Source organism: Kaistella chaponensis, from assembly GCF_900156725.1.
Taxonomy (GTDB): Bacteria; Bacteroidota; Bacteroidia; order Flavobacteriales; family Weeksellaceae; genus Kaistella; species Kaistella chaponensis.
In genome coordinates, this window is record NZ_FTOI01000008.1 from 99,079 (window position 1) to 124,520 (window position 25,442).

Here is a 25,442-nt window from a genome sequence, read left to right on the forward strand (position 1 = left end):
TTTAAACGGTGTCTATAAATGATTTTTCGGATTTATTGAAAATGACGATGCCTACAAATAAAACAACAGTAATAAATGCAAAACTCATTAACAATCTTGTTACATTAAAATCTCCAGAACCAATAAAACCATATTTGAAACATTCGAAGATGGGTGTTAAAGGATTCAAGTCTGCTAAATAACCGTAATGTCCTAATTGTTTTTTTACCATTGAAGTAGGTAAAATTACGGGTGTAAACCACATGAATAAACTTACCCCGAAACCTAATAAGAGCGATAAATCCCGGTATTTCGTGGTGAGCGAGGAAAATATCATACCCAATCCTAAAGCAAATAAGGCAAGAAATATAATGAGAACTGGGGAAAAGAACGCCCAATAATTAGGAAGAACTTGATCTTTATAAATGAAATATCCCAAAACAATAAAAAACAATAAGAGTTGGATGCTCAACCGCATAAAACTGGAGATAATCGTAGAAATTGGGGTAACTAATCGCGGGAAATAGACTTTACCAAAAATCCCCGCATTTCCGGTGAAAACATTAGAAACACTAAGCATTGTTGTGCTAAAATATCCCCAAAGTGTATTTCCAGCTAGATAAAACAAAACGGGCGGAATACCATCAGTCGGTAATTTGGCGATTCCTCCAAACACAAAAGTAAAAACAATGGTCGTCATGATCGGATTGATGAAAAACCAAAGCGGTCCCAAAATCGTTTGCTTAAAAGACGAAATGAAGTCTCTCTTTACAAACATGAAAACCAAATCGCGGTATTGCCATACCTCTTTTAAATTGAGTTTGAATAGGGAATGGTCGGACTCTATAACATTGGTCCATTCTTGTTGTTGAGTTTCGGTCATTAGTGTTTTGTATAAGTTTCGCAAAAATAGTGTTAATTAATGAATTTTCGAAATGTCTGTTCTTGAGATCAATAACGATGTAATGAAAATAGGGATATACAAACGAATTTCGTACATAATTCCGGTGTAAATACACATTAATACATAAGGAATTGAAAAGACATGAAAAAGGATAATGTTTCGTTTCGCATGCTGATCTTTTGCGATGATGATGGTAAAGAGAAAAAACACCATCCAAAACAAAAATCCCAAAATATTTTTTGGTTCTGAAAAATTCTGAAAAAGAAGATTTCCATCATTCGTGGTAAAACTTTCATGAAGAAACCTCATTCCGAAATAAACAGCGATGAAGGTAAGTGCAAGAATTAGAACAGGTTTGATCATTTCTTTTCTTAATCCATATTTGGAGTAAAGAAGAGTTGCTGCCAAAGAAATCGAAAGCGCAGAAGTTTCGCGGTTGAGCGTAGAAATCATTAAAATGACAACTAAAATGATCAGGTTAAAGTCGGAGTTTTTCTCCAGATATTTCAATAAAAAATAGAAAAACAGGACGATCAGAAAATAGCTGGAAACATCATAAGGAACAATCACAAACTGCGTAATTGCCATTGCAAAAACCGCAACAGAAACAAGTAGGATTTTCTCCGAATTGGTGGCAATGAAGTTTTTAGTTTCTGTGATGAAAAGCAATAGCGCCGCACTCAAAACCAGAAAAATGGTATTTAAAATATAAAAAGACAGATACATTTGCGGCTCCGAACGGGATTCTAAAAATCTAAACTTAAAAATTGAATAGTCAATATTTAAAGTAGATAATGTTTCATAAATCCAAAAGATCAAATAGCCACTTAAAATTCGGTATTGGTAAATTCCAGAGTGAAATTGCTTGGAGAAATCGGCGTAGTTTAAAATTTTTGAAGAGTAAATATTGCCAAACGAAAAATAGATAAAACTGTTGACTGTAAAAGCCAAAAGCATGATGAATAGAAGTTTGGAAAATAAATTTAGTTTCAAAATAGCATTGGAATTTAGCGTTTTTCTAAAAAAAATTATCCTAAAGTTTTCCGGCCGATTGATTTGTAAAAAAATCCTTTGTCTTCAATCTGCTCCAAAGGAAACATATTTCTACCATCGAAAATGGCTTTGTTGTTCATTTTTTCTGCCATTATTTCAAAGTTCGGATTTTTAAATTCGCTCCATTCTGTGGCAATTAATAAGCAATCTGCATTTTCTAGCGCGGAATACATATCTTTAGAATACGCTATTTTATCGCCGAGAAGTTTCCGTACATTTTCTTCTGCAATCGCGTCGTAAGCAGAAATTGTGGCGCCTTTTTCTAATAATTTTTCAATATTGTCTAAAGAAGAAGCTTCTCGAATATCATCGGTATTTGCTTTGAAAGCCAATCCCCAAACCGCAATTTTTTTACCCTGAAGATTTCCGCCAAAATATTTTTCGATTTCGGAAACCAGAATTACTTTTTGGGCCTGGTTCACATTTTCGGTCGCTTCTAAAATCTGAAAATCAAAGTCTTCCTGTTTTCCTGATTTGATCAAGGCTTTCACATCTTTCGGGAAACAACTTCCGCCGTAACCGATTCCCGGGAAAAGAAAACGATGTCCAATTCTGTCGTCGGAACCCATTCCCAAACGAACTTTATCTACATCTGCGCCTACTTTTTCGCAATAATTGGCGATTTCGTTCATGAAAGTAATTTTCACCGCCAAAAAAGAATTGGAAGCATATTTGGTGAGTTCCGAAGATTTCTCATCCATGAAAATAATAGGAATTCCGGTATTGGTAAAGGGTTGATAAATTTTGGCAATAATTTCTTTCGCACGTTCAGATTCGCTTCCTACAATTACTCTTGCCGGATTCATGGAATCTTCTACAGCAAAACCTTCGCGCAAAAATTCCGGATTAGAAACGACATCGAAAGGGATTTTTGTTTTTGCAGCAATTGTTTCCCGAACTTTATCGGCAGTTCCCACAGGAACGGTGGATTTGTTCACAATCACTTTATAGTCGGTCAATAACTCTCCAATTTGATTAGAAACGGAAAGAACATAAGACAAATCCGCAGAACCATCTTCTCCAGGTGGAGTTGGTAAAGCCAAATAAATCACTTCACTTTCTTCAAGCGCCTCCTTTAATTCGGTGGTAAAAAATAACCTTTGAGCCTGAATATTTCGCAGAAACATTTCTTCAAGTCCCGGTTCGTAAATCGGAACGGATCCCTGTTTCATGGCTTCTACCTTTTTTGCATCGATATCAACGCAGTAAACGGTGTTGCCTAATTCTGCCAAAGTAGTTCCGGTAACCAATCCTACATAACCTGTCCCAACAATCGTAATATTCAAAATTTAAGTTTTTTAAAGTCTGGCAAAGATAAATAATTTATTGTTTGATGCGGAAGTGCATTTAATGACTGTAAAAGGTATTTTGCTAATTTAGCAAAAAGTTGTATCTTTGCATCGGAATTACGGAAAAAATGAAAAGGCCTTCGCAAGAATGCCTTTTTTCGTAAAGCAAATTAAGGATATGGAATTTAGAAAGCAAATAGAAGAATTACTCAATACTTTTCTCGCAAGCCGAGAAGATTTATATTTAATCGATCTGAAAATTTCTGCAGCCGATGCAATCACCGTAATCCTCGATGGAGACAACGGAGTTACTTTGCAGGATTGTTTAGATGCAAGTCGCGCGATTGAAAATAACATGGATCGTGAAGAACATGATTTTTCGCTTCAGGTGATGAGCTCCGGGTTGAGTGAGCCATTGGTTACGCCGAGACAATTTAGAAAAAATATCGGTCGCGAACTGGAGATTTTATTGGCAGATTCTAAAGAAATTGAAGGAGAACTTACCAAAGTTGAAGACGATAAAATCACTTTAATTTTGAAATATAGAAAACCCAAAGAAGTGGGCAAAGGAAAAGTAGATGTAGTGGAAGAAAGAGAAATTCCCTACACCGAGATCAAGAAAGCACTTGTTGCAGTAAAATTTTAATTAAAAACAATGACGTGGTTTCCCAATCACTCATTATTCATCACTTATAAAAAAGAAGATAAATGGACGGATTAGCATTGATTGAAGCATTTGGCGATTTCAAAGAAGATAAAAACATCAGCAAAATTGATCTGATGGCGATTATTGAAGATTCATTGAAGACTTTATTAAGAAAAAGATTTGATTCTGACGATCATTTTGATGTGATTGTGAATCCAGATAAAGGAGATTTTCAGATATTTTTGAACAAAACTATTGTTGCAGATGAAATGTCGGAAGATGATGACTTAGAAATTGAACTTTCGGAAGCCAAAAAAATCGATCCAACTTTTGAAGTAGGCGAAGATTTTACGGTAGAAATTCCAATTGCACAATTAGGAAGAAGAAGTATTCTTACTTTGAAACAGATTTTGGCAACCAAACTTCAGGAACATAACAATGCTTATTTATACGAACAATTCAAGGATAAAATTGGCGAGATTGTTGTAGGTGAAGTTCATCATATTCGTCACAAACACGTAATTTTGTTAGATGACGAGGATAACGAATTTATTTTACCCAAAGAAAATCAGATTCCTTCAGACTTCTTCAAAAAAGGAGAAAATGTAAGAGCTATTGTAGAAAGCGTAGATTTTAAAGGTTCAAAACCACAAATCATCGTTTCTAGAACTGCACCGAAATTTTTGGAGAAATTGCTAGAACTTGAAATTCCTGAAATCCAAGATGGAACGATTATTTTGAAAAAAGTAGTTCGTATTCCCGGAGAAAAAGCAAAAATCGCTGTAGATGCCTATGATGACCGAATAGATCCTGTTGGAGCTTGTGTTGGTGTAAAAGGTTCTAGAATTCATGGCGTAGTTCGTGAGTTGAAAAATGAAAATATCGACGTGATTCAGTGGTCCAAAAACCCAGAAATTATGGTCAAAAGAGCTCTAGGAAATATCACCATTAATAAAATTGATATTAATTTAGAAACCAACTATGCCATGGTTTATACGCCGGTAGAAGAAATTTCTCGCGTGATTGGTAAAGGTGGACAAAACATCCGATTAGCCTCTTGGTTAACAGGATTTGAAATTGATGTGCATAGAGAAGCAAGTGAAGACGATGATGTAGAATTAAAAGAATTTGGTGGTTCAGAAGATGGAGACATCGAACAGTGGATCATCGATGAGTTCACGAAAGTAGGTCTTACTACTGCAAAAAGCATTATAGATAAAGAAACCGATGCATTATTGAAAATGGTAGATCTTGAAGAAGAAACCATCGAAGAAGTAAAACAGATATTAAAAGCTGAATTTGAAGACTAAACTTCAGAAAGGCTTACAAAGAAGTTAAAATAATTTAACTTTACCGAAATTTAAATAAAAGTATAAAATATACATGCCAAAAATTAGATTAAACAAAGCAGTTAAGGAATTTAATATTTCGATGACAAGACTGGTAGAATTTCTACAGTCTAAAGGAATCGTGGTAGAAAGTAACCCGAATGCTCAATTGGAAGAATCGGCATATTCTGCATTGGAAGCGGAGTTCCGCAAAGACGGAGAACAAAGAAAAGCTTCTCATGAGGTGATCATTGCAAAAGTTCCGGACGAAAAACTGGAAATTGAACCAACGAAACCTGAGGTAATAAGAGCCAAATCAAGCACAAGACCCGAAACAAGAATTTTGGGGAAAATTGACCTGGAACCCAAAAAACAGGAAGTTCAGGAACCAAAACCGGCTGAACCGGAAGTAAAAGTGGAAGAAGTTCCGGTAAAGGAATCTCCAGTTGCTCCCGTGACTCCAGTCACTCCTGAAAAACAGGAATTTAAGATTTTAGATAAAATTGATTTGTCTCAAATTGAAGGCAACAAACCAAAATCTTCGAAACCAACACCAAAGAAGGAAGAGGAGAAACCTGCTGCAAAAGTAGAAGAAACTCCAGCTCCAAAAGTAGAAGTTCCTGTAGCAAAGGTAGAAACACCTGCTGAAACAGTGAGCACTCCTTCTGTTCCCGCACTAGAAATAATTCCTTCAGATGGTGAAAATCCGGAATCTACTAAAATAGAAACCGTTTACCAGAAATTAGGCGGGGTTAAGATCTTAAAACAAACGGTAGATTTATCGCAATTCAATAAACCAAAGCCTACTGCAAACAGCGCTGCGGCGAAGAAAAAAAGAAAACGTATTGAAAAACCGGGAACTCCGGGAACCAATACGCAAGGTGCAGGTACTAATCAACCACAAGGAAACCGACCGCCAAATGCAGGTGGAAACAGACCACCAAACGCAGGTGGAAACCGACCTCCAGGACAAGGTGGAAATAGACCAGGTGGAGGTTATCAAGGTGGGAACAACCGACCTTCCGGACCAGGTGGCTCAAGACGAGGCGCACCAACAATGCCGGTTGAATTAACTGATGAGCAGGTTAAAAATCAAATTAAAGAAACCCTGGAAAAACTTACCAGTAAAGCTGGTAAAAACAAAGGGGCTAAATATAGAAAGGAAAAAAGAGTTTACCGAAGAGAACAAGACGAACTTCAACAGGAAATCGATGCAGCAGACAGAACGCTAAAAGTAACGGAATTTATTACCGTTGGCGAATTGGCAAGTTTGATGAATGTGAGTCCGACCGAAGTAATCTCTGCATGTTTCTCTTTAGGAGTAATGGTAACCATGAATCAGCGATTAGAAGCAGATACCCTTCTTTTAGTTGCCGATGAATTTGGCTACAAAATTGAATTTTCCGATGCTGATCTAGAAGAATCAGTAGTTGAAGAAGATACTGATACGGCAGAAGATTTAAAATCCAGAGCGCCAATCGTTACCGTAATGGGTCACGTAGATCATGGTAAAACATCTTTGCTCGATTATATTAGAAAAACAAACGTAATCGCCGGTGAATCTGGGGGAATTACGCAGCATATTGGTGCTTACAACGTGAAACTAGAAAATGGTCAGAGAATTACATTCCTTGATACTCCTGGTCACGAAGCGTTTACAGCGATGAGAGCGAGAGGTGCGCAAGTTACCGATATCGCCATTATTGTAATTGCGGCAGATGATGACGTAATGCCTCAAACAAAAGAAGCGATTTCCCACGCACAAGCAGCGGGAGTACCGATGATTATTGCCTTAAATAAAGTTGATAAGCCCAATGCTAATCCAGATAATATTCGTCAGCAACTTTCTGCAATGAATGTTTTGGTAGAAGAATGGGGCGGAAATATTCAGTCTCAGGAAGTGTCGGCCAAAATGGGTAATAATATGGATGCCTTATTGGAGAAAGTATTGCTACAGGCAGAAATGTTAGAATTAAAAGCCAACCCAGATAAAAACGCGCAAGGTGTCGTTATTGAGGCTTCTTTGGACAAAGGACGAGGTTATGTTTCAACAATTTTGGTACAAACCGGAACTTTAAAAGTAGGAGATTATGTTTTGGCAGGTAAAAATCATGGTAAAGTAAAAGCCATTTTAGATGAAAGAGGGAAGCCACTCGAAGAAGCAGGCCCATCAATTCCTGTTACTATCTTAGGCTTAGATGGAGCGCCAACTGCAGGTGATAAATTTAGAGTTTTCGAAGACGAAAGAGAAGCGAAAACCATTGCAACCAAAAGAGGACAATTGCAACGTGAACAATCGGTAAGAACGAAAAAACACCTTACTCTTGATGAGTTAGGAAGACGTATCGCTCTTGGTGATTTCAAAGAATTAAATATTATCCTTAAAGGTGATGTGGATGGTTCTGTAGAAGCACTTTCTGATCAATTGCAAAGTTTATCAACCGAAGAAATCAGTGTAAATATCATTTACCAAGGAGTAGGTCAAATTACCGAATCCGACGTTTTGTTAGCTGCTGCTTCCGACGCGATTATGATTGGATTCAACGTAAGAGCCGGTGCGAACGCCAAAGATTTGGCAGACAAAGAAGAAATCGAAATCAGAACATATTCAATTATCTATCGAGCAATTGATGAGGTGAAAGAAGCGATGGAAGGAATGCTTTCTCCTGAAATTAAAGAACAAGTAATCGGTAACGTAGAAATACGCGAAACTTTCAAAATTACAAAAGTTGGTACCATTGCAGGTTGTATGGTTCTTACCGGAAAAGTAACCCGAAATTCAAAAATCAGATTATTGAGAGACGGAATCGTGAAATTCGAAGGAGAACTGGAAAGTTTGAAACGTTTCAAAGATGACGTGAAGGAAGTTACAAAAGGATATGAATGTGGATTAAATATCAAAGGATACAATGATATTGAAACCGGCGACATCCTAGAAGTATACGAAGAAGTTTCTGTAAAGAAAAAACTGAAATAAAAAATCATATTTGATTTGATAAAGCCTGCTGAGAAGCGGGCTTTTTTTGTTATTGATCGAAGTCTTGCGGGAAGTGTTTTCAGTTTTTATTATATATCGCCATCATTAAGAATGAAATAATTTGGGTGTTTTTAGTGATAAATGCACAAAATTATCAAATGATTGATGGAAAACCTTTAATGATTTTAAACATATATATGCTAATTGAAAATTTTAACTTGTATATGTTAAATTAAATTAACATATTTGCGACGTTAAAATATTAAATAATGTTAATATGAATGTAAAATTACGAGTTTTAACCATTGGAGTATTGTTTTTCGCAGGACAAACTGTAATGGCTCAAAAAGCAAAAGCGAAACGTGACACCACTACCAAAGTTAAAGATATTGAAGAAGTAGTATTGGTCGGCGGAATTAAGCTTGATCCAGCGCAAAAAGTGGGATCTTATAATACCGTTTCAAAAGCCAATTTTGAATCTACACCGTTTTCATCTGTAGATGAAGTTTTGAACGGAAGAGTAGCAGGTCTTAACTTTTCTGCAGCTAGTGGAGATCCAGGTTCTTCTAATATGGTGACAATTAGAGGGGTGAGTTCATTAATCGGAACTCCCAATCCACTCTATGTAATTGATGGAGTTGTTGTAGGGAAAGGGTCAGATACGGCATCTTTGATGGAGTCGTGGAACCCTCTAACTTCTATAGATCCGAATGCAATTGAAAAAGTTGATGTATTAAAAGATGCTTCAGCAACCGCATTATATGGTTCCCGCGGTGCAAATGGTGTAATCTTGATCACGACCAAAAAAGGGAAGTACAATCAAAAGACTCGTTTCGATTTCTCTACTGAAACTGGTTTTCAAAGCAGAGCATTTGATAAATTAGATTTAATGAATGCTGATGAATACATCAAAATGGGTGGAATTTTGATGTGGAACAGTCAAAGTGTTCTTAATACTACCTTCGGAAGTTTGCAACAAGCGACAGATTATTTCTTGACCAATTATGAACCTCAATATAAAAATGAGGGAACTACCGATTGGGTAAAAGCGGTTAACAGAACATCTTCGGTTGTAAATACTTATAACTTTGGGGTTTCAGGAGGTGGAGCTAATACTTCATTTAGAATTGGAGGGACGTACTATGAAAATACACCTTTGGTAAAAACTTCTGATTTCAATAGAATCAGCGTTAACACTGCAATAGATCACAAAGCATCTGATAAATTAAAGTTTGGTTTAAACGTTAATTACTCCAACATTAGGAGAAAAACATACTTTGGGGGTAGAGCATCTGCGAATCCTGTGACTTCATCAATCATGATTTCGCCGCTGAGATCGGTTTATAATGCAGATGGATCTTATAACCAGGATTTAGGTGAAGGTTCGCCAACACCAGGATTCAACCCAGTTTCCATATTAGAAGATACTGATCAAAAATCTACCATCAATTCAATTATTGGATCAGTGAATATGGACTACCAGTTTATTAAAAACTTCTATTTCAACTCACTTTATGGAATGCAAGCGCAATTCATGACAGAGAAGCAAAATATTTTAGGAGGTCACCCTGTATACACCATTATGGGTGATAAAGGAGCGATTGGTGATTTCAGAACCACGATTTTCGACTGGAACTGGTCGAATACACTCAGTTACCGAAATATTTTCGCTGGAAGACACAATGTTCAGGCCACTGTTGGGATGGAGTATCAAGACCATCTTTACGAAAATTTAAGTGTACGTAGTTTCGATAAAACTGATCCACGACCTTATTTTGATTTTACAACGGTTCAATTTGCAGAAAACAGAGATTATACCTGGAGACAGATCGCTTATTTTTCCCGCTTAAACTATACCTTAGACTCCAAATATACCTTATCAGGACAATTGAGAAGAGATGGAAATTCCACTTTAGGAGATAAGAAATATGGTACTTTTTGGTCTGCAGGTGCTTCTTGGAATGTTATGAATGAAACTTTTGTACCTAAAGCATTTTCATCTTTAACTTTGCGTGGAAGTTATGGGGTTTTAGGAAATATTCCTTATGCGGATCAACCGGGAACACAATATGATGCGTATCCAACATTACAATACGATTCTACAATTGGTTGGGGAGATACTGTCGGAAACGGGTCTGTGTCTTCCCCTGGAAATAAAAAATTAACCTGGGAAGAATCATCTCACCTGGATATCGGTGCTGATTTCGGTTTCTTTAATGACCGTTTGAAATTTACTTTAGATTACTATGACAAGTTAACGAAGAACGCTATTTTTAAATCTTATCCGGCTTTAGAGGCAGGAGGGCCTTCAGAATATAACGATAATGTTGGAGATATCAGAAACCGCGGATTCGAGATAGTGGTGGATGCGACTCCTATTAGAAATGATAATTTCCAATGGAATATCAATGCTAATGGATCTTACGGGAAGTCGATTGTTGAAAAATTGAATGTTCCTATTGCACAGTTCAAAGACGATACTTCCGATGGCAGTAATGAGTTGGTGGCACTTTCACAAGGACATTTGTTAGGAGAGTATTACACATATCTTTGGGCAGGAGTAGCACAAAAAGACGATTTAGCCAACGGTATTACGGCCGGTCAAGGTTTGTGGTACACTGATGGTTCGATGACGGCAGTAACCAGCGATAAGAAAAAAGCCTCCGAAGCCTGGATTGGTAAAAATGCTTTCCCTACCTATAATGTAGGTTTAACGAATGAATTCAAATACAAAAACTTCTCCTTCAGTTTCTTGCTTACTGGGCAGTTTGATTTTATGGTTCAGAATGGAGTACATTCTTATACCATTCATGACGGTCGTTTCCCAACAAGAAACCAAGTAACTGATGCCTTGTATAACAGCTGGACCAACGCACCTGGAGCCGAAAATTACAGTACTGAAAATCCAATGCAAGTTATTGGAAATCCAAACAGTTCTAGATTAGAATCAAGTCGTTTTCTGAGCAAAGGAGATCACATTAGATTGAAAGAAACCAGAATTGCTTATTCATTCGGGGAAGTATTTAAAAACTCAACTGGGATTAATAATTTGACCATTTATGCAAGAGCAACCAATTTATTGACGTATGCTTTTGACAAAACCTTAAATTATGATCCGGAATCTACTTCAAATTCTTGGTCATGGGTAGGGAAAGGTAGATATTGGTATGCATCGCCAGTTATTAAAACCGTATCATTCGGTATTCAAATCGGATTCTAACAAAAATTAATTTAAAATGAAAAAATATACATTAATCATATCTACTCTTCTTCTCATGCTTACCAATAGTGCATGTAGCGACAGAGAATTAGATTTATTTCCGCCTTATGCGGATGATATTACAAATATTAACACGGAGGCTCAGTTACAGCAGTTGTTAAATGGTGGTTATCTTTCCGTAGCTTCTACCGATGTTTTTGGTACGAAAGTGACGCTTTTAGGAGATTTGCTTTCTGATAAAATGTTTGTATCCAACTTGAACGGATCATTTATCGATACTTATAATTTTAATTATAATGCCGCCCAAAATGAATTTTCGTTCTACGATACCTTATACGGAGCTATTGCAAAGTGTAATCTCGTCATTAATAATACTTCTGTAGCAAATAATGCCGAAGTAATCAGAATTAAGGGAGAAGCAAAAACCTTGCGTGCTTTAGCTTATTTTACTTTAGTGAATTATTATTCGGCGACTCCTACATCTGGCGTTAACCAAGAATACGGAGTTCCATTGGTTTTAACAGATTATGATGCCAATATTCAGCCGGCGAGAGCAACGGTGGCAGAAGTTTATGCTCAAATTATTGCTGATTTGAAAGATGGAATCATTCATAATGATGCGGCACCAGGAAAAAAGGTTTATTTAAGCCAAACCGCAGCTAAATTAATTTTAGCCAAAGTGTATTTAACGAGAAGAGCCGCAGGTGATGCTGCTTTAGCGCTTCAATTAACAACTGATATCGTTGAAAATTCTCCCACTAACTTTGCTAAAATTGATGCTACAGCACTAACGAAGCCTTATGATCCAAATAGCGCATCTGTATATTCGCAATACTTCTCGGGTAATAATGATGCAGTTGCAACCGGTAGCGAGATTTTTAACGGCGTTTTACAAAATTATACAATCCAAGGTTCAGAAAATCAACCTGAAACTATCTGGGAATTAGATCTTAATATCAATACCAATCAATTTACAAATATTGGATCCAACGTTTCATTGCCAGGTTATTACAACCGTACAGATTCAAGAAAATGTATGCTCTTTAACCAGGCGTTCTACAGCAGCTTTGCGACAGATGATGTCAGAAAAGGAAAAAGTTTTACAGCTACAACCAGCCTCTTAGTTAATATTGGGGTGCCTACAGTTGATAATCCAAAAGGATACTGGACTACTAAATATCCACGATTGACAGAAGAAGGTAACTACTTCCGGAATATCAAAATTTTCCGTTTTGCAGATGCTCAATTATTACAAATTGAAGCTCTTAACCTCACCGGTCAAAGTGGAGTGGCGTTAACCAAACTTAATGCTTTTGCACAATCCAGAAACGGGTCTGTTTATACGGGGACCAATCTTTTGGACGATATCTTAACCGAGAGAGCTAAAGAATTTTACGGTGAAGGACAGCGTTTCCTTGATCTTAAAAGATACAATTTAGCGGTAAGCAGACCTTCCAACTGTGTAACCTGTAACGTTGCAGCAAGCGACAAACGGTTTGTACTGCCAGTTTCTCAAACTGCAATGAATAGAAACCCCAACCTGAAACAATACCCAGGGTATAACTAAAATCCTGTATACATCATTTTTGAAGGACTGTAATTTATATAATTACAGTCCTTTTTTATGGCAGCAAATGAATTTGCAGATTTTTGCATCCTCGTTCTTTATTTCCCCATATTTCTTACATTTGTACCTCAAAGCAAATAAATGAAACGCAAACAACAATCTTATTATAAACTGGAAATTAAATGCGTTCCTTCTCACCAAATGAAAAATAAACATAAAAAGATCTCATCCCTTCTTCTTTGTCTTTTCTTTTTTGGGGGTTTTTTCCAGGCACAAGTCATTAATAAAACGGATTCTAACCGAGTTAAGCCACAAGATACCCTCGTTATTGATTCAGGCAAAAAAGATTCTCTACAGATCTTTAAACCTACGATTTTCGATTACACGTACAAAACCCAATTCTCCGAAAAGAAAATTTTCGATACCGTTTTCACGCAGGATAAAACTTTTATCTTTTCTCAATATAACAACAAGGATAATTTTGGTAAAATTCAATTTGCCAATACTGGTTCCGGTTTCCAGGATTTAGTATTTGAGGCAGACACAGAGCAAAATCTGACATTACTTCCCAAAAAAAAATCGTTTTTTATTGTAGGAATTAATGATATAAGATATTACGACGTGAAATCGCCAACGACCAGTTTTATCTATCATAATGCTTACAATGGCGGTGCCGCACTACAAACGACTTATACCCAAAATGTAGGCAAAAATTTTAATTTTGCAGTAGAATATATGGGGCTGCGTTCGCTCGGTTTTTATCAAAATTCCCTCGCTTCTAGCAACAATGTGATTTTTTCTGGCCATTATTTTTCGAGAAATAAAAAATATGAAGCTTATGCCCATTATATTCATCAAAATATAAACAATCAGGAAAATGGCGGAATATCTGATGTTGATCTTTTTCTTAATGGCAACACTAATTTTGACAACCGCCTCAATTTGCCCGTCAATCTTACCGCCTCAGATTCGCGTTTTGCCTATCGCAGGTATTATTTCAGTCACCAGTTTCGTCCCTTTGCTTCGGAGAAATTTCCTTTCAAAATTCGGCATACTATTTTTCATCAGGGAAATAAATATTATTATACCCAAAATTCCGTCGAACCCTATTATTTCGACAATCCATCTGAACTGATTGATTATCCGTCTTCATCAAAGAAATATTCCGAGAATCTAAGCAATACCGTAAGTGTACTTTTTGATACAGAAAATTTTAAATTAGACGGCGGAGTTCGTCATCAGCTCATTAAATTAGGCATCGGCGACGCTTTACCAAATTCCCTCAATATTCCGCAGGAACTTTCGGAAAACCGAATCGGTGCCGTCGGGAATTTGCAGATCAAATTGTGGAATCAATTAGAAGTCAATTCAAACCTCGAAATTTCCAGTGGCAAAGCATTCGGAAGCTACATTCGTTCCCAGAATTTACTCAAATTCGAACCTATTAAAGATTATTTTGTCAATGCAAAAGTAAATTTTCAGAGTTCTTCGCCGAGTTTTAACCTACTAATGAATCCTTCTGTTTACCGAAAATATAATTTTTTTCTAGCAAATCCGAAGAATGAAACGACGACCCAAATTGGTGGTGATGTGAATTTGAAATGGTTTCAAAGCAAACTTTCTGCAAATTATTTCCGCATCGATAACTATACCTATCTCGATGCAAATGCACTTCCACAGCAAAGCAGTAATTCCCTTAATATTTCCCAAATTGGTGGAGAAGCAACTTTTTCCTACGGCAAATTTCATCTGAATCCGAAAGTTCTTTTTCAAAGTGCGCTCAGCAACAAAGACCTTTTTCCAATGCCCAATTTTGTAGGTAGAGCCAATCTTTTTTATCAGACCAAAGCCTTTAAAAAAGCGGCCGAAATTCAAGCAGGTGTTAAAATCTATTATTTTACAAAATTTGCTTCCAGAGCCTATTTTCCTGTGCTTAATGAATTTATTTTGCCCAATGCTGATTCTTTTGATATTGGCGGTCAACCGGTTGCTGATGTATATTTTAATATGAAAGTGAAGCGCATGTTCTTTTTTATCGAGGCACAACATTTGAATACGACTTTCATGAAAAACAAGTCCTTCACCGCACCCAACTATCCGATCTACGATTTTCGTGTTAATATTGGTATAGTTTGGTATTTATTCTCTTAAATTTATTTTGAAAAAAATTGCGAATATTCCCTTTTTAGAGATTGAAAGTATTCCTTTACTGATCAAAGATTTCCTCACGCAGAAAATCCCTGGGTTCGAAGAAAGTGTTTTTAATCTAGAAAATATTGAAAAGCAGTTTCAACTAAAGAAACAGTCTTTTTCCTCAGAAAATAGAAATGTTCTTTTTGATGTTCTGCAGGAACAGCATTCAGGATTTCATTTGGCTGAAAAGCAAGAATTGAATTTGAAATTGATTCAGGATGAAAATACATTTACCGTTACAACTGGTCATCAATTGAACCTTTTTTCCGGACCTGTTTTCTTTATTTATAAAATTCTGCAAACCATTAAGCTGGCAAGTTTTTTAAATGAAAAGTTCCCAAATAGAAAAACAGTTCCCATATTTTGGATGGCTTCTGAAGATCATGATTTTGAGGAAATCAACCATTTCAAAACAGAAAATCATTATTACGAAACGCAGGCAAAATCGGGTGGTGTTGTCGGAACTATAATTTTAGAAGACCATTTCTTTATTTCAGAATTTGAAAAGGAATTTAAAGACGCTGTTTTCGGAACGGAATTAATATTGCTTTTGAAAAGAGCGTACAAAAAAGGAAATTCCCTTTCTCAGGCAACAAGAACTTTGGTGCAGGAATTATTTGCAGAGTACGGTTTGCTTATTCTAGATGGCGACAACAAGTTGCTGAAGTCTGAAATGAAAGGACTTTTTAAGACCGAATTGGTTCAACAAGATTTAGTGAAAACAACGCAAGAAACGATCGCTTATTTAACAGATCAGTACGGAAAAGTTCAGGTCAATCCGCGTGATATTAATTTATTTTACCTCACAGAAACGAGAAATAGAATAGAACTGATCGGCGACCGATATCAAATCGTAGACACCAATATTACTTTCTCCAAGGAAGAAATTTTAGCGGAACTCGAAAATCACCCGGAAAGATTCAGTCCAAACGCTTTGATGCGCCCTGTTTATCAGGAAACTATTTTGCCAAATCTGGCTTATATCGGTGGAAATGCTGAAATAATGTATTGGCTGGAGCTGAAAAATTATTTTTCAAAAATCGAAACGCCGTTTCCTCTTTTGATTCCTCGCAATTCCATGCTTTGTTTGGCAGAGAAAACCATCTCTAAAACGAAATCCTTCGGTTTAGAGGTCAAGGATTTCTTCAGAAATTTCGCAAGCGTCACCAATGAAATTCTGCTCGAGAAAAATGAAATTCTGCCGCTCCTTAATAAAGATGAAGCTTTTCTGGAAAAACATTTTGAAGAATTAGCTGTGAGTGCGAATGCAACGGATCCAACTTTTGGGAATTTGGTTCAAGCAGAAAAAACACGGCAATTGAAATCTTTTGACCGTATGAGAAAAAGACTTTTACGTGCTGAAAAAATCAAACAAAGTGAAAAGTTAGAAAGGCTTGAAAATTTATTTTTAAAAATTCATCCTGGGAAAGTTTGGCAGGAAAGATCCTATAATTTTTCTGTTTTTTATGCGGATTTCGGAAAAGAATGGCTCCAAAATTGTTACGACGGAATCGATGTGCAAAATTCGGAATTAATTATTTTTACCATTTAATTTTAAAGCACTATTTTTGTAAACATTTACGATAAAACATGATCAAAAAATTTTTCTTATTCTCTAGTTTAGTCGCTTTTTCAGGGGTTTTTGCACAGAAAACGCATACCGTGGTGAAAGGCGATAATCCTTATAATATTTCTAAGAAATATGGTATGACACTCGATGAACTGGTGTTGCTGAATCCAAAGGTAAAAGGAGGAAATCTTGCTTTGGGCGAAGTTTTGGTCATCAGTAAAAAGAGTAAAGCAGAAAAAGCAAGCTCACCAGAAAAACCAGTTTCCAATCTTGCACCTGCAGCAGGAAAATTAGGAAAGATTATTCTTCAACCGAAGCAAACGGTGTATGGACTTACCAAAAAATATCAAATTTCTGAATCAGAATTAAGAAGACTCAATCCACAATTGGATTCTCACCTGAAAATTGGTGATGAAGTAATCTTACCTGCAGAAAACATCAAAAAATTCGGTGGAAATCAACCGGTTGCAGTGTCGCCTGTAGAAAAAACAGAAACTGCTCCGAAGACAGAAGTAGTGACAAAAGCTGAATCTGAAATTAAAGGAGGAAATGAAAAAGTTCCAGAAGTTTTAAAAGAAGATTCCTATCAGATTCAGCCAAAAGATAATTACTACAAATTAACGCGAAAATTCAATCTTTCACAAGCTGAGCTTTTCGCGCTCAATCCTGGTTTAGAGGCAAAAGGTTTGCAACCTGGAGAATTCGTTAAAATAAAAGGAGAAAGCAAAACAGCTCCGGAAGTGGGATCGGTTCAGCCTAAAACTACACAAGTTTCTGCGCCAATTTCCACAAATACCTATTCTGATATTTCTACTTCCGATGAGTATGTGACTTATACCGTTGCAAACGGTGATACGGTTTTCGGAATTTTAAATAAATTCGGAATTACGCTTGATGAATTATTAACGCTGAACCCAAACCTTTCAGAAGGATTGAAGTCAGGAATGGTTTTAAAAATCAAAAAACTAGGAGCTTCCTATATAAAAAAATCTGGTGACGCCCTGAATGTGGTTTTAATGTTGCCATTTGGTTTCGATACCAACGATTCAAAATACAGAAGCATGTCGCTCGATTTTCTTTCTGGTGCTAAATTGGCGATCGAAAGAAACGCAGCGAAAGGTCAGAAATTAGACATCAATGTTGTTGATGCAGGAAACGAAGCCAACTTCAAAAATTCTTTAATTCAAATTAATGCTAAAAATACCGATTTAATAATCGGACCATTTTTCAAATCAAGTGTTTTGCAGGTTTTGGACTATGTGAAAGATAACAAAATCCCCGTAGTTGCTCCTTTTGCAAATTCAGATGAATTGCTGAAATACGACAATCTGATTTTAGTGGAGACAAATGATGCAGTTTATGCAGATCGAATTGTGAAGGAGGTGAAAGAGGTGTTTTCTGACCAAAAAATATACATCGTTGCTGATGCCGACAAAAGCAAAGCGAATGCACTAAAGACCAAACTAGAAAAAGATCTAAAAAATCCGGTGATTATCATCGTAAATTCTGCGCAGGATATTCATCTGGATCAAAACATGATGACCGGAAAAAACGCACCTGTAATTGCGATTTTGGTTGATGAAAGCGATTCTGCAGGAGATTTGTTTGCAAACAAAATCATTGCTTTATCGAAAGAAGTAGAAAGTTTTAAGGCATTCAGCATGTCTTATTCGCCAGTTTTTGAGAAAAAAATAGATGAACTCAGCCAAGCCAATTTGGTGTATCTAATGGATCGAAAAATCAATACTGATGGTGATTTCGAGAAAGAAATTTTAGCAGATTTTAAAAAGAAATATTGCAAAGCACCATCAAAGTATGCCGTAATTGGTTTCGATGTAGTCAACGATATGTTAAGCCGCGAAAATAAAAAAGGCGAAATTTTCAAGCAGATGAATAAGGTGCAAACACAATTAGCCACTAAATTTGAGTTTGAGAAAACCAAAACCGGCGCTTATGTCAACAAAGGATATCGCGTGGTACGCTTAGTTCCTAATTAATCCAGTCAAAATACCACTGGCTGTTTCTAGGCTAAAAAGTCATTCATGGAAGAAGGTAAAATTCCTCTTCCTACTCAATAATTTAATTGTTCTAATAAATAGATATGAAAGCACTTGTATTTCCTGGGCAAGGTTCACAATTTGTAGGGATGGGAAAAGAATTATACGATTCCCGAAAAGATGTAAAAGATTTAATGGAATCTGCCAATGAAATTTTAGGTTTCGATATTGTTTCCTTAATGTTCCATGGCACAGACAATGATTTGAAGAAAACCGAAGTTACCCAACCTTCCATTTTTATTCATTCTGTTGCGGTTTTAAAAACAGTCAATGGATTAGGTGCAGAAATGGTTGCAGGACATTCTTTAGGAGAATTTTCTGCTTTGGTTGCGAATGGCGTTTTGTCTTTTGAAGATGGGCTGCGTTTGGTTTCTGCACGTGCAAAAGCAATGCAAGAAGCGTGTGACGCCAATCCAAGTTCGATGGCCGCAATTTTGGGACTTCCTGATGAAAAAGTGGAAGAAATATGTGCAGCAATCGACGGAATCGTGGTTCCTGCCAATTATAACTGTCCTGGACAATTGGTGATTTCCGGCGAAACTGCAGCGGTAGAAATGGCTTGCGAAAAATTAAAAGAAGCGGGTGCTAAAAGAGCTTTAATGCTTCCTGTAAATGGGGCATTTCACTCTCCACTTATGCAACCTGCACAAGAGAAATTAGCAGCTGCCATCGAAAACACCAAATTTCGCAATGCGATGATTCCCGTTTATCAGAATATTACAACCAGCGCCGTTTTGGAGCCGGAAGAAATAAAAATGAATTTGATCAAACAGTTAACTGGTCCCGTAAAATGGACGCAATCTGTACAAAACATGATCAAAGACGGTGCAACGCATTTCATCGAAGTCGGTCCTGGAAAAACGTTGCAAGGTTTGATTAAAAAAATCAATTCCGAGGTAACCACTTCTTCCGCAAATTAGTATAATGATGGGTAAAATTTTTTCTCCGGGGAAATTATTGCTCACTTCAGAATATGTCGTTCTCGACGGCGCACTTGCTCTTGCTTTACCAACGAAATTGGGGCAAGAGTTTTTTGTGGAAGAAACTTTAGACCATCAATCCCGGATTTATTGGAGCGCACTGCACCAAGGAAAGCCTTGGTTGAAGGCAACCATCGATTATCTCAACGGGGAAATTGTAGCAACCAATATTCCAGAGGCTGCAGCATTCGTTTTAAAGGTTTTAATGAATGTAAAAGCACTTTCTGCAATGCAGCTGCAAAAGGATTCTTCTTATTCCATCACCACAGATTTGCAGTTTCCGGCCAATTTTGGTTTAGGAAGCAGTTCAACTTTAATGAATAATTTGGCGCAATGGTCCAATATTGAATCTTTTCAACTGAATGAAACGAGTTTGGGCGGAAGTGGTTATGATATTGCGGTTGCCAAAGAAAAATCTGCCATTCTTTATCAAAATGTACTTCCAAGAAGGATAATTGAACCCATTAATTTTAATCCAGCTTTTAAAGATGAACTTATTTTCATTCATCTGAACCAAAAACAAGACAGTCGGGAAGGAATTAATCTTTACCGTTCCCAGGAAAAATCACCACAATTGATCGAAGAATTTTCGCAGTTGACGCGTGATGTTTTAAAAGCTCAAAATTTAGAAGATTTTTCACAATTAATGAACCTTCACGAAAAAAAACTCAGTATTTTTCTCGGTATCGAAACGGTGAGCGAAAAATATTTCGAAAACTGCCCTTCTTTTATAAAAAGTCTGGGTGCGTGGGGAGGAGATTTTGTGATGAGTAGCAAATTTTCAGGTTTTGAGGAATATTTTCAGGGAAAGGGTTTTGCTTCTGTCTTTTCTTACAGAGATTTAATAGCCTGATTTTCAGTGCTTTGTTGTTTAAAAAATTTCTTGCAGATTCTGACTAATATCAGTAATTTTAAAACATTATTACTTTCAAATAATAGTAAATTTGTTTTATAAAAAAAACTTAGAAATATAAAGACGTTATGAAGAACATTAAGATCATCCAACAACTCCATGATTTAGGGATTACTGGTTATGAAGAAGTATCCTACAATCCAACTTACGAAGAATTGTACGTTGCAGAAATGTCCAATAAAAATGTAGGTTTCGAGAAAGGCGTATTAACAGAATCTGGCGCTGTAGCTGTAAAAACTGGTGTTTTCACGGGTCGATCTCCGAAAGATCGGTTTATTGTAAAAGATGAAGTAAGCAAAGACACTATTTTTTGGGATGGAAAAGTAAATTTACCGACCACACCAGAAATTTTCGAAAGCTGTAAAAAATTAGTTTTGAAACAGTTGTCTACTTCAGAAAAAATATATGTGGTAGATGCATTTTGTGGAACAAATCCAGATACAAGATTAAAAGTACGTTTTATTATGGAAGTTGCGTGGCAAGCGCACTTTGTAACCAATATGTTTATCCGTCCTTCCAATTATGAATTAGAAAATTTTGGAACACCAGATTTCATCGTAATGAACGGTTCTAAAACAATCAATCCAGATTGGAAAGAACAAGGATTAAATTCTGAGAATTTTGTCATGTTTGATTTAACCCAAAGAATTCAAATCATCGGTGGAACTTGGTACGGTGGCGAAATGAAAAAAGGAATGTTCTCTATGATGAATTATTACCTTCCACTAAGAGGAATGGCTTCTATGCACTGTTCTGCAAACGTGGGTGAAGAAGGTGATGTTGCTTTGTTCTTCGGACTTTCTGGTACAGGAAAAACCACTCTTTCTGCAGATCCAAAAAGATATTTAATTGGTGATGATGAACACGGTTGGGATAATAATGGCGTTTTCAATTACGAAGGCGGTTGTTATGCGAAAGTAATTGACCTTACAGAAGAAAAAGAACCAGATATTTTTAAAGCGATTAGAAGAGATTCTTTGCTAGAAAATGTAGTGGTAGATGAAAAAGGAGAAGCAGATTACACCGATAATTCTATTACAGAAAACACCCGAGTTTCTTATCCAATTTATCATATCAGCAAAATTGTATTGCCTTCAAAAGCAGGACATGCGAAAAAAATCGTTTATTTATCAGCAGATGCGTTTGGAGTTTTGCCTCCGGTATCAGTTTTAAATGATGATCAGGCTCAATATCACTTCCTTTGTGGATATACCTCCAAATTGGCAGGAACTGAAAGAGGAATTACAGAACCAGAACCATCTTTCTCTCCAGCTTTTGGAGAAGCGTTTTTATCTTTGCATCCAACAATGTACTCAAAAACGTTGATCGGAAAAATGAAAGAACACGGTGCGAAAGCTTATTTGGTAAACACCGGTTGGAACGGAACTGGAAAAAGAATTTCTTTGAAAGATACCCGTGCAATTATTGATGGAATCATTGATGGATCTATTGATAAAGCGGAAAAAATTACCATTCCGATTATGAATTTAGAAATTCCAACTTCATTACCAAATGTTTCTGAAGGTATTCTAGATCCACGAGCAACTTATAAAGATGCCTCTGAATGGGAATCTAAAGCAAAAGATTTAGCTGCGCGTTACATTAAAAACTTTGAGCAATATTGTGATAATGATGAAGCTAAGAAATTAGTTGCAGCAGGACCACAGATTTAATATTTTTGAATTGAATTCTATTTTCCCTCGGTTTTTACTGAGGGATTTTTTTTTGGATATTTAATTGAAAGAATTGGGGATTTAATTGAAAATTTCCGTTCTGAATTTTATCTATATTTGTAAAGCATCGTTTAGTGGTTATCTTTAACTTATTTCTTTGCAGTGGATTTTGACTTATAACCGATAAAATAATCGTAAAAATGTGGTGGCATTATATCTTGGTATTCTTTGGGTCTTTGTTGTGTGATATCGTTCCATTTCCTTTTCCACCTGCATTTACAGTGATGGTTTTTTTCCAGATTATGTTTAACTTGGATGTGTGGAGTGTTATTTTAGTGGGAGTGTCGGGTTCGGTTCTGGGTCGATATATTCTGCTTCTTTATGCACCACTTATTTCTGATAAATATTTGAAGTCCTCAAAGAATGAAGATATTCAGTTTTTGGGCGAGAAGATGAATGAAAATAAATGGATTGGTCAGCTTTTTATTCTTGCTTATTCCTTGTTGCCGCTTCCTACCACACCATTATTTTTAGGAGCTGGAATCTCTAAAATGAAACCCATATACATTATTCCGGCTTTTATCATCGGTAAATTTACAAGTGATGCGGTTGCGTTACATGTAGGTAAATATGCGTCAGAGAATTTTGAAAAGATTATTGATCATACCTTTTCATGGGAATCTGTATCCAGTTTATTGTTGAGCATTGCGCTGCTTTTTTTCCTTTTATTTATCGATTGGCGAACTTTAATTCAAAAAAGGAAATTTTTGCTGAATTTTAAAATTTGGAAGTAAATAATTGCTTGTAAATTTCTACAACAGCAGATGAAAATAAAACTTCCTAAAGAAAAGGATACGCGTACCATGAAATAAAAAAAACCTAACCAATTGAAAAACAAAAGATTAGGTTTAAATTTGTGGAGTTGGAGGGAAATGAACCTATTGTATTTTATTATACATCATTTTACATAAACCTGCTATATATCAATATTTTACATATATTTGCATAAGTGGATATATGTCATTTTTATGTCTAAATATAGAATAAGTAGCACCTAAATTAGCACCTATGAATTTTACGTACAAACTAAAGGAACCCAAATCGGCGAAGGAAACTTTGATTTATTTTCGTTCTTACTTCTTAAATGAAAATAAAAATTTCATCTATTCTACAGGTGAGAAAATTAATCCTGCAGAATGGGATTTTGATACCAGACAACCAAATGACCTTAATGGCAGAACCAAAAGAGCGGAAAATCATAGAAGTATAAAAAAGCAATTGGATAGATATAGTAGTTTTTTCACTGAAATAGTAAACAGATATAAAAACATCAATGAAGATCTTACTTTAGATATTCTCCGTCAAAGATTTAACGAAGAGTTTAAAAAAATACAATCAAAGGATGATTTTTTTCGAATTTATGATGAATTTATAGAGGAAAAAGAAAATGATTTTTCCGGCAATGCAATTTCCAATTCGACTCTTAAACGTTATAAGTGCAACAAAACACTGCTTGAAGATTTTGAAAAGAAGACGAAGCATAAATTATCTCTTGGTAAATTCGATGAAAAAACGTTCAATAAATTTTTGAAATTTTGTGTGGAAAACCGTGAACATTCAGCAAATACGGTACACCGAAATATTGGATTATTAAAAACCTTTTTACTTTGGGCATTTAATAAAAAATATAGTTTTAATAACAGTTTTGTAAATTTCAAAAAACCTCCTAAATTTAGAACTGATGAAATTGCACTCAACATAGAGCAGGTTGAAGAAATTTATGCGCATGATTTTTCTAAAAATAAGAAGTTTGAAAGAGTTAGAGATTTATTTGTTTTTGGATGCGTGACTGGAATGCGATTTGGAAATTACAGTACTATCTCAAAAAATGATGTGCAGGGAGATTTCATTAGAGTAATTGATTTGAAAAGTAAATCAAAAAACCTTTCGATTCCCTTAAATAATATCTCTAAATCAATTTTGGAAAAATACGAATATCAACTACCAAATATTTCCAACCAGAAAATGAACGAATATATTAAAGAGGTTTTTAAAGAATTGAAATTTATTGATGAAATAAAAAAAACAATGAAGTATGGTGATCAGTTAGTTGAAATAAATTCAGAGTTTTACAAAAGGATTTCTTCGCATACTGCACGAAGAAGTTTTATTACAATTATGAAAAATAAGCGAGTACCAGACAAAGTAATTATGAGTTACACTGGTCACACGAGTTTGGAAGTCTTTAATGCGTACTATAGACCAAGTGAAGATGATAAAGTTAATTATATGAATGAAGTTTTTAAATAATTATGGACGAAAAAAAATTATATGGTCGTTGGTTTCTTTGGGATGAAATAATTGGGCTGCCAATGATGATATATTATTGGATAAAAGGTGAAAAAATTCAAAAAATGTTAGAGAACAGAATAAATGTTGCAAAAGAAAAATCCAAAAATATCACCCTAACAGAAAAAACAAAAAATGAATATTTGATTAAATATGAAAAATTAAATAATTTTTTTAGTTTACATTTCAAAGAAATAGATAATTCATCAAAACATAATTTTCAAGATAAAATTGATTATTGTTTACTGGAATACAAAAAAGAGTCTTCAAAAATTTTAAGTTCAAGTAATTTAATGAAGTTACAAGAGAATTTTTTGAACGGAGCAGAAAATACTCTTTTTGTATATTTTGCCTTAGATCAAAAGGTTCGGAGAGAAATCAGTTTATCTGATATTATAATTGGCGAAAATAATTCAAAAATTTTCATAGATTTTCTGAAAAAGAAAAAGTTTCTTGATGAAAATAATAATCTTTTAGTGGATCAGAAATCTTCTTTTATAAGAATTCATAGGTTTTTAAAAGACAATCACATTATCAATCCAGATTTCCAAGACACTACAATAATTGAAGCGATGGAAATGAATATAATACCAATTTTGATAAAGGCACTTTCTCTAGGGCAATAACTGTTAAACCGACTGATTTTGAAGAAGATATATTTATGGAATTATCAAAAATCCTTGATTTTAAGTATTAAACTTTACGAAATTGAGTAGAATTGCATAATTAATTATCTCAATCACA

Annotated in this window: 17 protein-coding genes; 14 read left to right on the top strand and 3 right to left on the bottom strand. The window is 35.5% G+C overall.

Annotated features, from left to right (window positions below; all coding sequences use genetic code 11):
• Nucleotide 1 precedes the first annotated feature (1 nt).
• The 3 genes from BW932_RS09530 to BW932_RS09540 are packed head-to-tail and all read right to left on the bottom strand — an operon-like array spanning nt 2 to nt 3,222.
• The gene (locus tag BW932_RS09530; RefSeq protein ID WP_076387274.1) at nt 2-862 is read right to left on the bottom strand and encodes an ABC transporter permease; all 861 of its coding nucleotides are present in this window, start codon (nt 860-862) and stop codon (nt 2-4) included.
• Nucleotides 863-898: 36 nt separating this feature from the next.
• Nucleotides 899-1,876 carry a hypothetical protein gene (locus BW932_RS09535; protein ID WP_143745542.1) on the bottom strand — a complete coding sequence of 326 codons (978 nt, stop codon included), beginning with the start codon at nt 1,874-1,876 and terminating at the stop codon, nt 899-901.
• A gap of 35 nt (nt 1,877-1,911) precedes the next feature.
• Complete coding sequence (locus BW932_RS09540; protein WP_076387276.1) at nt 1,912-3,222, bottom strand: UDP-glucose dehydrogenase family protein; 1,311 nt, start codon at nt 3,220-3,222, stop codon at nt 1,912-1,914.
• Nucleotides 3,223-3,403: 181 nt separating this feature from the next.
• Here BW932_RS09540 and rimP point away from each other — a divergent pair, with 181 nt between their 5' ends.
• The 14 genes from rimP (at nt 3,404) to BW932_RS09610 (ending at nt 25,324) form a co-directional block, all read left to right on the top strand.
• Complete coding sequence (rimP, locus tag BW932_RS09545; protein WP_076387324.1) at nt 3,404-3,871, top strand: ribosome assembly cofactor RimP; 468 nt, start codon at nt 3,404-3,406, stop codon at nt 3,869-3,871.
• Between the two features lie 62 nt (nt 3,872-3,933).
• On the top strand, nt 3,934-5,181 hold the full coding sequence (gene nusA / locus BW932_RS09550; protein WP_076387277.1) for a transcription termination factor NusA: 1,248 nt from the start codon (nt 3,934-3,936) through the stop codon (nt 5,179-5,181).
• A gap of 73 nt (nt 5,182-5,254) precedes the next feature.
• Nucleotides 5,255-8,176: a translation initiation factor IF-2 gene (infB, locus tag BW932_RS09555; protein WP_076387278.1), complete on the top strand. Its 2,922-nt coding sequence runs from the start codon at nt 5,255-5,257 to the stop codon at nt 8,174-8,176.
• Between the two features lie 277 nt (nt 8,177-8,453).
• Nucleotides 8,454-11,396 (top strand): SusC/RagA family TonB-linked outer membrane protein, encoded by a 2,943-nt coding sequence (locus tag BW932_RS09560; protein ID WP_076387279.1) that lies wholly within the window; start codon nt 8,454-8,456, stop codon nt 11,394-11,396.
• 16 nt (nt 11,397-11,412) lie between these two features.
• Complete coding sequence (locus tag BW932_RS09565) at nt 11,413-12,963, top strand: RagB/SusD family nutrient uptake outer membrane protein (RefSeq protein WP_084566495.1); 1,551 nt, start codon at nt 11,413-11,415, stop codon at nt 12,961-12,963.
• A 141-nt stretch (nt 12,964-13,104) separates the two neighbouring features.
• Entirely contained in the window at nt 13,105-15,114 is a 2,010-nt protein-coding gene (locus BW932_RS09570; protein WP_245820705.1) for a putative porin, read from the top strand.
• Between the two features lie 7 nt (nt 15,115-15,121).
• Nucleotides 15,122-16,708 carry a bacillithiol biosynthesis cysteine-adding enzyme BshC gene (gene bshC / locus BW932_RS09575; RefSeq protein WP_076387281.1) on the top strand — a complete coding sequence of 529 codons (1,587 nt, stop codon included), beginning with the start codon at nt 15,122-15,124 and terminating at the stop codon, nt 16,706-16,708.
• A 38-nt stretch (nt 16,709-16,746) separates the two neighbouring features.
• Nucleotides 16,747-18,723: a LysM peptidoglycan-binding domain-containing protein gene (locus BW932_RS09580; RefSeq protein ID WP_076387282.1), complete on the top strand. Its 1,977-nt coding sequence runs from the start codon at nt 16,747-16,749 to the stop codon at nt 18,721-18,723.
• A gap of 104 nt (nt 18,724-18,827) precedes the next feature.
• Entirely contained in the window at nt 18,828-19,703 is an 876-nt protein-coding gene (gene fabD, locus BW932_RS09585; RefSeq protein WP_076387283.1) for an ACP S-malonyltransferase, read from the top strand.
• 4 nt (nt 19,704-19,707) lie between these two features.
• A complete protein-coding gene (locus BW932_RS09590; RefSeq protein WP_394333205.1) occupies nt 19,708-20,616 on the top strand; it encodes a GYDIA family GHMP kinase in 909 nt (302 codons plus the stop codon).
• A 128-nt stretch (nt 20,617-20,744) separates the two neighbouring features.
• Nucleotides 20,745-22,349, top strand: coding sequence for a phosphoenolpyruvate carboxykinase (ATP) (gene pckA / locus BW932_RS09595; protein WP_076387285.1), 1,605 nt, complete (start codon nt 20,745-20,747; stop codon nt 22,347-22,349).
• 200 nt (nt 22,350-22,549) lie between these two features.
• A complete protein-coding gene (locus BW932_RS09600; protein WP_076387286.1) occupies nt 22,550-23,143 on the top strand; it encodes a hypothetical protein in 594 nt (197 codons plus the stop codon).
• Nucleotides 23,144-23,417: 274 nt separating this feature from the next.
• Nucleotides 23,418-24,659 (top strand): tyrosine-type recombinase/integrase, encoded by a 1,242-nt coding sequence (locus BW932_RS09605; RefSeq protein ID WP_076387287.1) that lies wholly within the window; start codon nt 23,418-23,420, stop codon nt 24,657-24,659.
• A gap of 2 nt (nt 24,660-24,661) precedes the next feature.
• Complete coding sequence (locus tag BW932_RS09610; RefSeq protein WP_076387288.1) at nt 24,662-25,324, top strand: hypothetical protein; 663 nt, start codon at nt 24,662-24,664, stop codon at nt 25,322-25,324.
• Nucleotides 25,325-25,442 lie beyond the last annotated feature (118 nt).

Coding starts and splice junctions, on each gene's coding strand:
- BW932_RS09530 (WP_076387274.1), bottom strand. CDS start 862: ATGACCGAAACTCAACAACAAGAATGGACCAATGTTATAGAGTCCGAC.
- rimP (WP_076387324.1), top strand. CDS start 3,404: ATGGAATTTAGAAAGCAAATAGAAGAATTACTCAATACTTTTCTCGCA.
- nusA (WP_076387277.1), top strand. CDS start 3,934: ATGGACGGATTAGCATTGATTGAAGCATTTGGCGATTTCAAAGAAGAT.
- infB (WP_076387278.1), top strand. CDS start 5,255: ATGCCAAAAATTAGATTAAACAAAGCAGTTAAGGAATTTAATATTTCG.
- BW932_RS09560 (WP_076387279.1), top strand. CDS start 8,454: ATGAATGTAAAATTACGAGTTTTAACCATTGGAGTATTGTTTTTCGCA.
- BW932_RS09565 (WP_084566495.1), top strand. CDS start 11,413: ATGAAAAAATATACATTAATCATATCTACTCTTCTTCTCATGCTTACC.
- BW932_RS09570 (WP_245820705.1), top strand. CDS start 13,105: ATGAAACGCAAACAACAATCTTATTATAAACTGGAAATTAAATGCGTT.
- BW932_RS09580 (WP_076387282.1), top strand. CDS start 16,747: ATGATCAAAAAATTTTTCTTATTCTCTAGTTTAGTCGCTTTTTCAGGG.
- fabD (WP_076387283.1), top strand. CDS start 18,828: ATGAAAGCACTTGTATTTCCTGGGCAAGGTTCACAATTTGTAGGGATG.
- BW932_RS09590 (WP_394333205.1), top strand. CDS start 19,708: ATGATGGGTAAAATTTTTTCTCCGGGGAAATTATTGCTCACTTCAGAA.
- pckA (WP_076387285.1), top strand. CDS start 20,745: ATGAAGAACATTAAGATCATCCAACAACTCCATGATTTAGGGATTACT.
- BW932_RS09600 (WP_076387286.1), top strand. CDS start 22,550: ATGTGGTGGCATTATATCTTGGTATTCTTTGGGTCTTTGTTGTGTGAT.
- BW932_RS09605 (WP_076387287.1), top strand. CDS start 23,418: ATGAATTTTACGTACAAACTAAAGGAACCCAAATCGGCGAAGGAAACT.
- BW932_RS09610 (WP_076387288.1), top strand. CDS start 24,662: ATGGACGAAAAAAAATTATATGGTCGTTGGTTTCTTTGGGATGAAATA.